The sequence below is a fragment of the Streptomyces xanthophaeus genome, assembly GCF_030440515.1.
GTDB lineage: Bacteria > Actinomycetota > Actinomycetes > Streptomycetales > Streptomycetaceae > Streptomyces > Streptomyces kutzneri.
On sequence record NZ_CP076543.1, the window covers coordinates 1,094,758 to 1,108,964 of the forward strand.

Annotated in this window: 10 protein-coding genes and 1 pseudogene; 8 read left to right on the forward strand and 3 right to left on the reverse strand. The window is 70.2% G+C overall.

Going from position 1 to position 14,207, the window contains the following annotated elements; genetic code table 11:
- The first annotated feature begins 14 nt into the window (after positions 1-14).
- From valS to KO717_RS04850, 8 genes and pseudogenes are all read left to right on the forward strand, one after another.
- A complete protein-coding gene (gene valS / locus KO717_RS04815; RefSeq protein ID WP_301364607.1) occupies positions 15-2,567 on the forward strand; it encodes a valine--tRNA ligase in 2,553 nt (850 codons plus the stop codon).
- A gap of 359 nt (positions 2,568-2,926) precedes the next feature.
- Complete coding sequence (locus KO717_RS04820) at positions 2,927-3,295, forward strand: hypothetical protein (protein ID WP_301364608.1); 369 nt, start codon at positions 2,927-2,929, stop codon at positions 3,293-3,295.
- Positions 3,296-3,409: 114 nt separating this feature from the next.
- A complete protein-coding gene (locus KO717_RS04825; RefSeq protein ID WP_301364609.1) occupies positions 3,410-5,278 on the forward strand; it encodes a hypothetical protein in 1,869 nt (622 codons plus the stop codon).
- Entirely contained in the window at positions 5,268-6,296 is a 1,029-nt protein-coding gene (locus KO717_RS04830) for a hypothetical protein (protein ID WP_301364610.1), read from the forward strand. Before KO717_RS04825 ends, KO717_RS04830 begins: the two co-directional genes overlap by 11 nt.
- On the forward strand, positions 6,293-7,465 hold the full coding sequence (locus KO717_RS04835) for a JmjC domain-containing protein (protein WP_301364611.1): 1,173 nt from the start codon (positions 6,293-6,295) through the stop codon (positions 7,463-7,465). Before KO717_RS04830 ends, KO717_RS04835 begins: the two co-directional genes overlap by 4 nt.
- A 624-nt stretch (positions 7,466-8,089) precedes the next feature.
- Positions 8,090-8,281: pseudogene (locus KO717_RS04840) on the forward strand (NUDIX domain-containing protein); the annotation flags it as partial.
- Positions 8,282-8,328: 47 nt separating this feature from the next.
- Entirely contained in the window at positions 8,329-8,979 is a 651-nt protein-coding gene (locus tag KO717_RS04845) for a hypothetical protein (RefSeq protein ID WP_301364612.1), read from the forward strand.
- 3 nt (positions 8,980-8,982) lie between these two features.
- Positions 8,983-9,468: a LuxR C-terminal-related transcriptional regulator gene (locus tag KO717_RS04850; RefSeq protein WP_301364613.1), complete on the forward strand. Its 486-nt coding sequence runs from the start codon at positions 8,983-8,985 to the stop codon at positions 9,466-9,468.
- Positions 9,469-9,558: 90 nt separating this feature from the next.
- On the opposite strand, the gene KO717_RS04855 is transcribed toward KO717_RS04850, so the two are convergent.
- The 3 genes from KO717_RS04855 to KO717_RS04865 all read right to left on the reverse strand — a co-directional run bounded on the left by KO717_RS04855 (position 9,559) and on the right by KO717_RS04865 (position 14,206).
- Positions 9,559-10,299 carry an HAD family hydrolase gene (locus KO717_RS04855; protein WP_301364614.1) on the reverse strand — a complete coding sequence of 247 codons (741 nt, stop codon included), beginning with the start codon at positions 10,297-10,299 and terminating at the stop codon, positions 9,559-9,561.
- Positions 10,296-11,816 (reverse strand): helix-turn-helix domain-containing protein, encoded by a 1,521-nt coding sequence (locus KO717_RS04860; RefSeq protein WP_301364615.1) that lies wholly within the window; start codon positions 11,814-11,816, stop codon positions 10,296-10,298. Before KO717_RS04860 ends, KO717_RS04855 begins: the two co-directional genes overlap by 4 nt.
- 338 nt (positions 11,817-12,154) lie before the next feature.
- Complete coding sequence (locus KO717_RS04865; protein ID WP_301364616.1) at positions 12,155-14,206, reverse strand: hypothetical protein; 2,052 nt, start codon at positions 14,204-14,206, stop codon at positions 12,155-12,157.
- Position 14,207 lies beyond the last annotated feature (1 nt).

Consider the following 14,207-nt stretch of genomic DNA (forward strand, 5'->3'; position numbering starts at 1 on the left):
TACCATCTACCGTCATGACGACCGCATCTCCTCGCCAGGGCGTACCCGACAAGCCCACACTCGACGGCCTCGAAGCCAAATGGGCTCTGACCTGGGACGAGCAGGGCGTATACGTATTCGACCGCACCGCACCACGGGAGCGGGTGTACTCGATCGACACGCCCCCGCCCACCGTGAGCGGCTCACTCCACGTCGGACACGTGTTCTCGTACACCCAGACGGATGCACTCGCCCGCTTCCACCGGATGCGCGGCAAGGCCGTCTTCTACCCGATGGGCTGGGACGACAACGGTCTGCCGACCGAACGCCGGGTGCAGAACTACTTCGGTGTCCGGTGCGACCCCTCGCTGCCGTACGCCCCGGACTTCGCTCCGCCCGCGTCTCCGGGCAAGCAGCAGATCCCGGTGTCCCGCCGCAACTTCATCGAGCTCTGCGAGCAGCTCACGGTGGAGGACGAGAAGGTCTTCGAGAGCCTGTGGCGCCGACTGGGGCTGTCCGTCGACTGGAACCACACCTACCAGACCATCGACAGCCGGGCCCGTGCCATCTCGCAGCGGGCCTTCCTGGCCAACCTCGCCCGGGGCGAGGCGTACCAGGCCGAAGCCCCGACACTGTGGGACGTGACGTTCCAGACCGCCGTCGCTCAGGCCGAGCTGGAGGACCGCGAGCGGCCCAGCGCCTACCACCATCTGCTGTTCCGGTCGGAGGCCGGGACGGAGCTGGAGATCGCCACGACACGGCCCGAGCTGCTGCCCGCCTGCGTGGCCGTCGTGGCGCATCCGGACGACGAGCGCTATCAGAAGCTGTTCGGCACCACCGTGCGCACTCCGGTCTTCGGCGTCGACGTGCCGGTGGTGGCTCACCGTCTGGCCGACCCGGAGAAGGGCACCGGGGCGGCCATGATCTGCACGTTCGGCGACACCACCGACGTGGTGTGGTGGCGTGAGCTCGACCTCCCCACCCGGTCGGTGATCGGGCGGGACGGCCGCTTCGTGCGCGAAGCGCCGACCGTGCTGGAGTCCGAGGCGGCCAAGGCGGCGTACGCCCAGCTCGCCGGCGCCACCCCGCACACCGCCCGCGAGCGCCTCGTCGAGATGGTGCGCGCGGAAGGCAGCCTGGTCGGTGATCCGCGGCCCTTCAACCACATGGTCAAGTTCTACGAGAAGGGCGACAAGCCGCTCGAGATCGTCACCAGCCGCCAGTGGTACCTGCGCAACGGCGGACGCGACGCGGAGCTCCGGCAGAAGCTTCTGGAGCGCGGCCACGAGCTGAACTGGCACCCCGAGCACATGCGGAACCGGTACCAGTCCTGGGTGGAGGGACTTGCCGGGGACTGGCTGATCAGCCGGCAGCGCTACTTCGGCGTGCCCATTCCCGTGTGGTACCAGCTGGACGCCGACGGCAACCCGACGGACGAGCTGATCGTGCCGTCGCAGGACTCGCTTCCCGTGGACCCCAGCAGCGACACCCCGCCCGGCTTCGCGCCGGACCAGCGGGACGTCCCGGGTGGCTTCACCGGTGACCCGGACGTGATGGACACCTGGGCGACGTCCTCGCTGACACCGCAGATCGCCGGCGGCTGGGGCCACGACGACGACCTGTTCCAGCGCGTCTTCCCGATGGACCTGCGTCCGCAGGCCCACGAGATCATCCGCACCTGGCTGTTCTCCACCGTCGCCCGAGCCGAGCTGGAGCACGACGCGCTCCCCTGGGCTCATGCCGCGATCAGTGGCTGGATCCTCGACCCCGACCGCAAAAAGATGTCCAAGTCGAAGGGCAACGTCGTCACCCCCCTGGACCTTCTGGACCAGCATGGGTCGGACGCGGTGCGGTACTGGGCGGTGTCAGCCCGGCCGGGCACGGACACGGCGTTCGAAATCGGCCAGATGAAGATCGGCCGGCGTCTGGCCATCAAGATCCTCAACGTGTCGAAGTTCGTACTCGGCCTCGGCGCGGCCGAGCGTCGTACGGCCGTGACCAACCCGCTCGACCAGGCGCTGCTCGCACGGCTCGCGGACGTGGTGGACGAGGCCACGGCCCAGCTGGAGGCGTACGACTACGCCCGGGCGCTCGAGACGATCGAGCGGTGCTTCTGGGCGTTCTGCGACGACTACGTGGAGCTGGTGAAGACTCGCGCCTACGGAGGAGGGGGCGAGGAGGCCGCCGCGTCCGCGCAGGCGACCCTGTCGACCGCGCTGTCGACACTGCTGCGGCTCCTCGCGCCGTTCGTACCGTTCGCGACGGAAGAGGCGTGGAACTGGTGGCAGCAGGGCTCGGTCCATCAGGCTCGGTGGCCCAGCGGGACGGAGCTGCGGGAGCAGTGCCCGAAGGGAGATCCTCAGCTTCTGGACGTCGCCGCGGAGGCCATTGCCGCCATCCGGAAGTCCAAGAGTGCGGCTCAGGTCTCCATGCGGGCCGAAGTGGCCACGCTCTCGGTACGCGGGCCGGCACCGTTGCTGGCCGGCCTTCGCCAGGTGAGCGGGGACGTGCAGTCCGCCGGGAACATCGGCGAGGTGGATCTCGAAGTGGCCGAGAGTGAGCTCCTCACCTACGAGATCACCATGTAGCTCGCGCTGAGACGCAAGACGGCGTTGCCACCCTTCACATGGGGGTTGGCAGCGCCGTCTTGCGTTGCGCATCACAGGATTGCCGGTTCACGGTGTTCCCCGCTGGAAGGTTCCGGCCATGCCGGATAAAGGCGCCCAATGCACTGCACAAGGCGCGGATGTTCGTACTAGAGTCTCCGACCTGTGACAGTCAGTCACCACACGTGTGTGCTGCGGCCGGTTGGGCGTGGCACGTCAGGGGCGATGGCCTACGCGTGTGCCGTGCAAGCGAAGCTCCCGTCCACTGCTGACACATCACGAACCACCCCGCAGGGGGTCTGGATCAGCCAGCCCCTGCGGTCGACCTGTGGAAGGTGCCTGTGAAGATCGCGGTGCAAGACCCCGGAAGGAACGCCACCTACGTACTCGACCCTGAGCTCCTCGCCGAGTTCACGGCCGACCCGGCCCGGCTCGGCGAGGGTGCCGACGTCGTGTTCGTCCTGCCGTCGAAGACCCTGTGCGAGCAGGTCCCCGTCGTCGCGGGCACCGGCTCGGCCGACCCCTCCATCCTGATCTCCGACCCCGACGGCGACCGCCGTTGGCTGCTGACCCGCTCCGCCCTGGAGCGCTTCGCAGTCGACGGCCGGCCGCCGGCGGACGCCGTGTGGTTCTCCATGCCCGACGCGACCGCCGGCATCTACTCCGCGGTCCCCCTGTTCCGCCGGGCCCTCGTGCAGAACAGCTCCTGAGGTACCAGGGCCCGCGGCAGCAGCGCTGCTGCCGCGGGCCCGCCGCGTCCCGGATCCGGCACTCAGGAGGACTTCCACCAGATGGACAGGGTTCGCATATTTCCCGCACGGACCATGGCTCCCCAGATACAAGCCGACGCCCGATGGGTATCCATCGACGCCGCGACCCGTCAGGCGTACGTCCTCTCCGGCAAGGACCGGGAGTGCGCGCTGCTGTCCTGGATCGCCCGAGGCGAGAATCGCGAGGCAGCCGGGGAATTCACCGCGGCCGCGAGGGCGCTCGGCATCTCGGACTCCTGGGAGAGTCCGCCGCCGCCGGATCTCCTGGCCCACTACCGCCGCCTGAACCTCGACTACCCCTTCTTGGACTACAGCGTCGAAACGAGCCACGAGGCCGACCGCGCGCTCATGGACGGATACGCGGCGAACGCGGCGCCACCTCCCGTCACAACCCCCCGACCCGGCCCGGGCACCGGGCTACCCGACGCCCCGCTCCCGGACGGGCCCCGCAGGCTTCCCGACGCCGGCCTTCTGGCCGCGTGGCTGGCCGCGGCCGGCCGGATCACCGGCCGTCGGCAAGGTCGGCACGGCCCCATCGTCCTCAAGACGAGTCCCTCCGGCGGCGCCCGGCACCCCACGGATCTCGGCGTGATGCTCGGCGACGGGTGGCCGGTGCCGTTACGAGGATCCTGGTGGTACGACGGCGACCGCCACACGCTGGTCCGCGCCGAAGCCGGATTCCCGGTGGGAGCCTCCCTCCCGCCGTCCGGTGTGGCGTTCGTCGTGTCGAGCCATGTCGAGCGGGCCATGTGGCGGTACCGGGATGTGCGGGCCTTCCGTCCGGTCCTCATCGACGCCGGCCACGTCCTGGAAACGCTCGACCTGGCCTTGCACGCCACCGGCTGGTCCACCGCCTGGCTTCCGATGCCGTCTTTCACCGGCCCCGACCCGATTCTCGGACTGCTCCTCGCCACACCGGAACCAGACTTCGTGGAAGGGGAGTTCGCGCCGGCTCCGCGGTCCGGGCCGACGGACCCGGACCTCGAATACCGGACCAATCCACTCCTGTCCCTCATCCCCCGTGCCGACGGCCTGTACGCCCAGGTCCACTCCGAACGGCAAGGGCTGACCAAGCTCACGCCCGAGGCCGTCACCGCCCTCGCCTACGCCAATCCCAGTACGCGCGGTGACCGCCCCTCCCGGCCGGCCGAGATCCGCGAGGACAGCGGCGCGTCCATGGCGGTGGTCGAGGAGCTGGTCTCGGCCCGGGCCCTGCTCCCCGCCGACGAAGCCATGCGGCTCTGGGAACAGGCACGACCGTGGATCGAGTCCGGCTGGTTCCCGTCACTGCTGGTGCACGCCGAGGCAGCTGGTGAAGCCCGGACGAAGAAGCACCGGACGACGACCTCGGCGGCGCCGGCCCCACCGGTGCCCTGGCCACGGCTGCCCGCTGCCCTTGCCGCGCGCCGCACCCACCGTGCCTTCTCCGAACGGCCGCTCGCCGAGGGAAGCCTGGACACTCTGTTCCAGATCCTGGCGGGCGTGCAGAGCGAAGTCCGGCTCAGTCTGCTGCACCCGAACCACGTCCTGGACGCCGGCACGTACCGGCGTACCGACGACGGCTGGGTACGGGTCGGACCGGCGCCCACTCCCGACGAGATCCAACAGGCGGCCATCGGACAGCCATGGACCGCAGGCATCTCGGCGGTGGCCTGGCTCGTCCCCCGGACAACGGAGCCCGGCAGCGTGTCCTGGCAGACCGCTCTCATCCAGTGCGGACGCGACGCACAGCGCATCGCTCTCGGCCTGGCCACGGATCCGGCGTGCGGCGTCTTCCAGAGCCCTGCTCTGGTGGAGCACCTGCTGGAGCCGCTGACCGGGCTCGGCACAGCCCAGGACGGGGTCTACCTGGTGGGCGTGGGCACCACACGAGCACCCGTGCCCGGTGCCGGAGCTCATGGAGGTGAGACAGATGATCACTGAACCGTCCGGCTGGGCCGCCTGCGAACGGTCCGACGGAACCTGGGATGTCGTGGAGAACGCCACGAGCACGGCCTACCAGGTCAGCGCCGCCGTCGGTACGCAACTGTGGCGAGAGGACGAGCTCTGGCCGCTCCCGCTGCACCAGGCCCTCGACCTGGTCTCCGGCTCCGCCCAGAGCAGCGCCGAGGACGTGGTGCCGTTCGTCGATCTGGTTCTCGCCGGAGCGACGGTCCGCTACCACGCGGTCGACCCGGCTGTCCGACGATGGCTCCGGACCGGTCTCGCGGCCGCGGTCCCCGTCCGTCGGCGGACTGCCGACGTCCTCGTGCGGATCGACCGCGACGCCCGGGCCGACATGCTGCACCGGTCATTCCCCGGCGCACGGTCCGGCGTCCATCACCGCATGCCCGGTGAGCCTCAGTGGCACGCGCTGACGGGCCACCTGCCCGCTCTGCCCCCGCTCGCCGCTCCCCCGTACCGTGGGCGGTTCGTCGCCCTGCACGCCGCGCTGCTCGTGTCGGCCTCCGGCCAGGGCCTCCTCGTCTGCGGCAACCAGAAGGCCGGGAAGACGACGGCAGCACTCCGCGCCCGTGAGGCGGGGCTCGCCTCCGTCGCCACCGACGAGGTCGTCCTGCTGGACTCGCTGACCGGCTCGGTCTTCGGCGTGCCGCTCCCGGTCGCAGTACGGTCCGGTGAGCAGCGGACCTCCATGCCGCTGCCGCAGGGGGCGGAGACGTACGTCGGCGCCGCCCTGCCCGCTGCCGTGCTGGTCCTCGTCCCGGCGGAGCAGCCGGGCCGTCCGGGCTCGATCGAGACGGCCGGCAGCGAGGAGGAGGCCATGTCCTGGCTGCTGGAACACCTCCGTGACGGGGGCGCGAGCCCAGCGGTCCTGCATCGGAGCAGTTGTGAGCTGGCCTCCCGGGTCCCGGTGCACCGGCTGCGCGTCTCCCCGTGGCCCGGCCTCGTCGCCGACCTCGAGTCCCACCTGTCCTCCCTGCTCAAAGCCCTGGAGCGATGACCGTGACGCCACACGCCGTACATCGACTGGACGAAGTCGACCGACTGGCCATCCCCGAGGGCAGCCTCCCCGACGGTCTCGTATCACTCCTCGACACGGCCAACACCGCTGCTGCCGAACGAGCTGCCGCACGCCTCCGTGCCGTTCTGGGGGACACCGTGGTGGCGGCCCTCGGACGGCCCTGCGAAGCCCCGGCCCTCGGAGGGTCGGACGAAGGCATCGGCCGGCTGCCCGGCCGCCCGGAGTTCGAGCGCTGGCTCGTCGCAGAGCCACGGCTGATCGCCGGACCCGGCACGGGGGCCAACGCGGACATGGAGCTCCGCGACGACGGCGGGAAGCTGCCCGGCGACCGCTTCGGCAACCGGCTGGAGCCGGACTCCGACACCTTCCAGATGGACATCCACCGGGTCAGGCGTGCGCTGGACGAAGGCGTCACCCTCGGAATCCGGCAGTTCGACCGCTGGTCGCCGCGCCTGGCAGCGCTCATGGACGACGTGGTCGCCGTGTCCGGAGCCGACGTGTTCACCAAGCTCTTCATCTCCGCCGGCACGACCAGCGTCACCGGATGGCACAGCGATCGGCAGGACGTCATCGCGCTGATGCTCTGGGGCACCAAGCGCTTCCAACTGGGCGACTGGGACACCCCGGAGGGAGGACCCGCTTCCCGGATCCTCCTCGACGAGGTACTGAAACCCGGGAACTGCCTTCTCTTCCCCGAGGGGCACCCCCACCAGGCGGTCCCGCTCGGCGACGACAGCGGGCTCCTCTCCGTCGCACTCCTGCGGCACCACAACTGGATCTCCCGGGACCAAGTGCCGGCCCACCTCGGCGTGGCAGGATTCCCACCGAACGAGGGGACCTACCGTCGGCTGCTGCGGTCAAGGCTCCCGCTCGCTGCGGCGTCGGTGCGCCTGACGGACCGTACGCAATTACGCACGCGCATACCGGGAGGAATAGAGCCGCTGGGCAGCACCCCGGACGGCCAGGTCGTGTTCGCCGCGGCCGGCGGCGTCTTCGCGGCGGACCCGGACACCGTGGAACTCCTCGCCTCCGTACACGCATCGTTCCCGATCGGGCTCGGCCGGGCAGCACGGTCCGGCGAGCCACAGGCCGCGACCGACCGGTGCCGTTCCCTCATCGAGACGGGGCTGGTGATCACCGTGCCATAGGCCCCTGGTCGCCCCCGGCATCCTGTCCGAGCCCCCGACGTCCCTGCCCCATGGCCCGGCCGGCGCACGCCCTCGGCCCCGAGCGGGACGCTGCGGGTGCCGGCCAGGCGCTCGGCCTCCTTCCGGGCCGGCGCGGGCCGCAGGTCCTCCCCGTGCGTGTGGTGCCCGGCGATCTCCGACAGGAAGAACAGCGGGATCAGCTTGCCGTCCCGGCTCTCCAGGTCCGCCCGCCTCTCCTGGCGGACGCGGCCCGCGAGCGCCGGGACGGCAAGCGCGTTTCTCAGGACCTCCCTGACGGCCCGCGTCACCAGGTCCTGCGTGAGCGTCGCCGCTCCAGCTCTGCGGGCCGATCCGCTCGAACCCCCGGAGCTCGATGCGCACCCACGTGCGCCGCTGCGTAGCAGGCCAGGGGAACGGAACGACGCTTGCGGGCGGCCTCGTCGGTGATCCAACTCCTCCATCACCAGGGTGATATCACCACCGAGATGTGCGCGCGTTCCTCTCGGTATCAGACCCTGGGGCTCTCCCCGGTCCGGTCGGAAGCCAACCTCCGATGACGGCTCCGCACACCGGAGTCAGCCGTACGTCGGCCGGGCTTCACACGGAAGCTCAGAGAGGAACGAGATCAAGGTGATCACCAGGCGGAACGCACGGGCCATCCTGCTGGACGGCGACGAGCTCGTGCTGATCAAGCGGACCAAGCCCGGCCGGGACCCCTCCTGCGTGACGGCCGGCGGCGGTGTCGAGACCGACGACGCGAGCATCGAGGACGCCCTGCACCGCGAGGTGTTCCAAGAGCTCGGCGGAAAGCTGAGCCGGGCGGAGCTCGGCCTCGGTGTCCAGCACATCCGGATCCGCACATCGTGAGCGCCGGCATGTTCATCAGCCTCAACGGCCCGGACAACGTCGGCAAGACCACCCACTTACGCCTGCTCGCCTCGCGCTTCCCCCACGTCCAGTCGCTCGGCTCCGTACACGACCACCACGCCGCCGCCTGGAAACGAGTCGCCGACGAGGACTACGCCACGTGGTGGTTCGAGCGGTCCACGACTGCCGAGCTGACCAGGATGCTCCTCGACAGCTACGACAAGCGGTCCGGAGCGCTCGAACGCGGCCGCGTGGGTCTCCTCGACCGCGGGCTGCCGATGCTGATCGCCGTCAGCGCGGCGACGGCCTCGGTCAAGGAGGATTCGTCCCCGGCCGAAGCGCTCACCGCGGTGGAGGGGATCGCGGCCTCCCGCGCACCGGCCCCGGAAATGCCCGTTCTCCTCATGCCGTCGCTCGACGGCGAACGCAGCTACGTGATCACCAGCGCGCGCGAGGGCCGTCCGTGGACCGGGGTCTACCCGGCGTACCAGCGGACCCTGCACACGGTCTTGCTCCACCAGGCGGAGCGGGGAGCGTATGCCGGAATCGTCGACTGCGAGGGCAAGTCCGTCGAGCAGGTCCAGGCCCACGTGGTGACCATCACCGGATCGGTCCTGCTCCCTTCCACTGACGCGGAGAACTCCTGACCCATGACCGGACGCCCGAGTGCCGCCCCGCCCCTGCTCACCCCCTCTCAGCTCCGGATCGCCGCGAAGGTGGCCCTCGGCATGTCCAGCGCCCAGGTCGCCGCCGACCTCGGGCTCTCCAGGGCCACCGTGGATGTCCAGATGTCCGACAGCAACACCAGGACCGGCGTGGCTTCCCGCACCGCTCTCATCCACAGGTGCTATGTGACCCAGCAACTGCCCCCACCCGAACCGATCGCACCGGCGCCGGCGGCTGACGAGGTCGAGCGGGAGATCCTCTGGGGTCTCGCCCTGGGCGGCGAGTTGGCGGAAACCGGCCGCCGGTGCCACTACTCGGCCGACGCCGTGGGCAGGAAACTGCGTGACCTGAAGAAGCGCTGGACGGCCTCCAACGATCCCCACCTCATTACGCTGGGCTGGCAGTACGGATTGCTCGACGCCTCCCGTGGCTCCGCCGGGTTCGCCACCCGCTCCACCTCCCGCCGCTGATCGGCCGCGCGGCGCCGGGAGCGGAACAGCTCGCCGTGCTGCGGGCGTAGCCGCACGCGAGGGGTGAACCCGGCCCCGGGCAGCGGCCTGTTACGGCCCTCGGCTCGTGCTCGTGCTCGTGAGTTCGGAGATGCCCCTCATCACCCTCGCGACGTCCTCGAGCGAATCGAGCACGATATCGGCACCGGACTCGCTCAGCTCGGCAGCCGTGGTCCTGCCCGATGCGACACCGATGACGGCCGCGCCGCCCTCACGACCGGTACGGACGTCCTCGAGGGAGTCGCCGATGATGACGGTGTTCTCACGGTGGAATGCCGTTCCGTGCTTCGCCTCGGCCCGCTTCTGGGCGATGGCGACGAGCGCAGGCCGGTGGTGGTCGTCGGAGGCGAATCCGCCGATCTCCATGTCCAGCATGCTCTCCAGGTCGAAGGCCGCCAGCTTGAGCAGGGCGTTCGGCTTCAGGTTGCCGGTGACGGCAGTCGGGACGAGAGCGGGATCGTCGTGCACCGCACGCAAGGCAGCGGTGGCGCCGGGCATGAGGACCCCCTGGTGCCGCAGAGCCTGGCTGTGTGCCGCGAGCCGTTCCGGTAGGAGTTCCACCATCCGCGGCAGTAGCCCGGCCACGTCTGCGTCCGGCACACCGTTGTCGATGAGGAGCGACCGGATCGCCAGCGGCATCGTGACGCCGGTACCGCGGGCCGGCAGGTGTTCTGCGGGGCGGCCGACGACCTCGGCGAACGTCTCCCGGTAGACCTGCCGGTCGATGTCGCCGACGTACAGGAGTGTGCGGTCGATGTCCCACAGCACGAGGGCCTGCTGGGCCTGGGTCACGTTCGGCTCCTTGTACCGGTCACGAGGGCGGCGCGGTCGATCAGCTCCCGAGCGTACGGGTCTCGGCCGGCGGGGGCGAGCTCGCCCACCATCGCATCGATGTGCTCGTCGAGCCGGGCGGAATGGAGCTGTTCGGCGAGGTCGAGCGCCTGGTGCGCCGTGGAGCACCCTGCCTCCAGCTCGCCCTGCCTGAGGTAGGCGGACGCGGCACGGGAGAGGAAGAGGGCGTTGGTGCGCTGGTCCGCCGGGTTCAGCGCCTTGCGTGCCTCGGTGAAGCTGACGGCGGCCTCGGGCGGGGCGCCCAGGTCGAGGTGGGCACTGCCGGCCTGGCCGTGGATCTCACCTTCGTTGATCCAGTAGAGCCAGTGGGGATCCGATTCGGAACGCCCGCGGGCGACGAGTTCGGCGGCCTCGCCGAGCGCGGTGAGCGCTGCCTGTCGCTCGCCCAGTTTGGCGTGGCCTCGTGCCTGTCTGGTCAGCAGCATGGCTTCGAGGGCGGGGGTGCCGAGGGTTTTGATCTTCTCCCGGGCGGCTCGCGCTGCGGTGACCGCCGTGCGCGGCTGCCCGGTGGAGTAGCCGTGAATGGCCAGGTAGGAGAGGGCTCCGGCGCCGAGGCGGTCGTCGCCGGAGACCTTGGCGGCACGCAGCGCCGCGAGCAGGTAGTGCTGTGCGTGGTCGTGCCGTCCGGAGTCGAAGGCGAACCAGCCGGTCTGGGTGGCGGTGTCGGCGACTATGCCGGCCAGGCGGCGACCGATGTCTTCCGTGTACGACGCCTTCTGCAGGAGACGTTTGAGCAGTTCCAGGTGCGCGTCGCCCAGTTCGCTCAGTGTGCCGCTGCCGGCGCTCGCGTCCATGATGCGCAGGCGGTCGGTGGTCGCCTGCAGGTTGTCCAGCAGTTCCGCCGAGAGCCGGCTGCCGTCGGCGGCTCGCCGGAGGGGCTCGGCTTCGGCGGTGCCCCAGTGGTGTACGAAGGCGGTGAGGGCGATCCCGCTCACCGTGAGGAACTGCCGGCGGTCCATCACGCTGCCTCCAACCGCGTGGTCCAGTGCCGCCACCATACGGGCGGCGCTCCACGGGAGGGTGGGGTCAAGATCGCCTGCCGCCTGGTCGACGGGCGGCGGAGGCGCCGTCCCTGGAGGCCGGGGAAGCGGCAGTTGCACGAGCTCGGCGGGTGCCCCGAGGCCTGCGACGAATTCGATGATCTTGTCGATGTTGGTGAGGCGACGGCTGCCCGACTCCAGCATGGATAAGAACGCTTGGCTCAGCCCGGTGAGCCGGGCCATGTCCTCTTGGCGCAGCGAACCTCGTTGCCTGATCAGCCGGCTGGCCCTGCCGAAGTCCAAGGCGGCGAAGGCCTGTCGAACCGCGCCGTCCTGCCAGACCCGGTCCGGCACGGCCGGCAGCGAGGACGCTTCGGGAACCCGGGCGCGGGCGCAGGCGGCGCAGAGCCCGTCCGGGTTGTACCGGCTGAGCCGGCAGCCGCACCGATCGCAGTGCCGCAGCGCGTGCTGGACCACTTGTTGCCTCCTCACCGAGAAGAACGCACCCCGCACGGAAGAGCAGGTAGAGAACCGAGATCACCCCCGTGATATCACTCACGGACTGTGTGCACCGGGCGCATACCGGTCACCCTTGTCCCTCATTCAGCCTCCGTCCAGGGCCGGTTGCAAGGAAATTCTGGTCCTCCGACGCCGAGCAGGCCCGGTGGTCGACCCGCGCCTGCCCGGCAACCCGTCCACGCGCACCGCCCGGGCGGGCAACGCTTCGCTGCGGCCTCGTCGGCGGCGGGCAGCGCTGCCGAGAGCTGCCGGCGGAGCTGACCGATCTCGTGAAGCGCTCCCCGGAGACCGTGCGACTACGGCCGATGCGAGAGGCACCACTCCGTCATCTCCCGCATGAAGGGGGCGTAGCGCTCGCGGTCGGTCGAAGCCAGCTTCCGGGCGTACAGCGGACCCGCCATGCGGCGGCCGGCCTCCACTGCCGCCACGTTCCCGTCGGCCTGGGCGTCACGGATCACGTCAAGAATGGTCTGGAACTGGGCCAGCGCCTCGGCATCGGCGGCCTCCTGCTCGCCGACCGCGGCAGCCACGCCACTCGGCGCGGGAGGGTTGGCAGCCTCTCGGCTCGCAGCGAGTGCGCGGTCGATGAGACGCTCGAAGTCCACGACGATCGGATCACCGCAGGACAGCCATGCGCGGAGGTCCGCAGTGCTCAGGCCGGCGGACTTGTAGGCTTCGAGGTGGCTCTCGGCCTGCTGTACGACAACTGCGAGGTCGGTGTCAGGGCTCTCGGACAGCTTCCGAGTGACGTCCGCCGCGTCACGCAGTCGCATGCGCAGTCTCTCCGCGAGCAGTGCCGCTGGGCGTTCGTAGGACGAGGACGGCTGCGGGACAGCCCTCGGGCAGTACTTCTCGTACGCCCGCTCCCTCATGTCGCCGCTCCACCCGCGAAGGCCCTCTCCCGAACCAGGGGCTCGCGCACCGAGCTTCTCGAGGACGGCACCCAGGTAGGGGAGGTCGCGCCCCGAAGGAGCACGGACCAGCACACAGAGAAAGGGAGCATCGGGCCGGCCGGGCTTGTCCACCTCCACCAACAAGTCCCGCATCGCGGGGTCAGGGAGATGACTGAGATACCGGCCCACTCGGCGGGCAAGGTCGTGCCAAGTGGTCGTGGCTCGCTGGGCCGCCACTCGTTCCAGCTCCTGCCGGACCTGGACGGCTACCGTGCTCAGACCATCCCCGGGAACGTCCGGCACGGTTGACGCCTCCGGCCTGGCGGGCTCCGGTCGCCGGGTACCGGCCGGGACGGAAACCTGCTCGGGCAGGGAGACGGCCGGCCGCCACAGACCGGTACGTTCGGCATCGAGCCCGTTGAGGCGCACGAGGGCGTCAGCACGTACGGCGTAGTGGGTGCCGTCGACTCCGCCTGTGTCGGTGATCAGCAAGCGTGCGGGACCCGACAACCGGTACACGTATTGATCGGTGGGGGGAGATACGTCGTCCGGGAGCGAAACGCTGGCCCGGATGATCCGGCTGCCGGCAGGTTTGATGAAGCCCGCCACCAGAAAGCGGCCCTCGACCTCGAGGGATGACTGCGCCGGACTCCCGCTGCCGGAGTCGACCGCGAACACGATCTCCTCGCCGCGCAGCGGCAGGGTGCCGGGCAACGGATCGTTGCGCATACCGCCCGCGCGCACAGCCCCGGCGGAACGCAGTGCCTCGAGTTCCGGCGTGACCATGCCGTCCTTGGTCATCCGGCACGATTCCAGGGGCGCCCAGGCAACGAGGTGGTGGTCAGCGACAGTTCCGATGAGGACGCGACGGTCGGTTCCGACCGTTTCACAGCGGACGCGCAAGGCGTATCCCTGGCGAGCCACCATGTCCCGCGTGATGGGACCGTCGGGCCCGAACACCCATTCGACGTGGCCTTCCTTGGCACCGAGACTGTCGGCTGCCCTGCGCCAGCTGCGGTAGTCCTCCGGCCGCAGTTCGAACCGCAGGTGTTGCTCGGTGGCGCGGAGCCAGAAGTCCACGGCGTCCCCGGGGCCGCCACCCAGGCTGCGCAACTCGGCCTGCGCCGCATGCCCCTGATCTGCGAGCCACTCCTTGACATGCATTTTGATGAAGAGGTGGTCGGCGCTGTCGACTCCGGTAGCGGTTCGGTCGCACGCTCGGCTTCCTTCGCGGCCCGGAAAGTGCGAGAAGTGACAGACCTTGGTCTCGTACCGCTTGGTCATCAGTTTCTGCCCGCAACCGCCGAGGAGCGTGCCGCACCAGAAGCGGTCGGTGCCGAACTGGCGACGGAACTCGTCCAGGTTGTGCGGTTGTTCGGGAAGGATGACGGGCTGGTCCGACTCCCGGCCACCGATCACGGCGGTCTGGATGAGCCGCGTGTCGATCAGCGCCACT

What these genes read in the sequence shown, in the direction of transcription:
- valS (WP_301364607.1), top strand. Translation starts at nt 15, where the DNA reads ATGACGACCGCATCTCCTCGCCAGGGCGTACCCGACAAGCCCACACTC.
- KO717_RS04825 (WP_301364609.1), top strand. Translation starts at nt 3,410, where the DNA reads ATGGCTCCCCAGATACAAGCCGACGCCCGATGGGTATCCATCGACGCC.
- KO717_RS04830 (WP_301364610.1), top strand. Translation starts at nt 5,268, where the DNA reads ATGATCACTGAACCGTCCGGCTGGGCCGCCTGCGAACGGTCCGACGGA.
- KO717_RS04835 (WP_301364611.1), top strand. Translation starts at nt 6,293, where the DNA reads ATGACCGTGACGCCACACGCCGTACATCGACTGGACGAAGTCGACCGA.
- KO717_RS04850 (WP_301364613.1), top strand. Translation starts at nt 8,983, where the DNA reads ATGACCGGACGCCCGAGTGCCGCCCCGCCCCTGCTCACCCCCTCTCAG.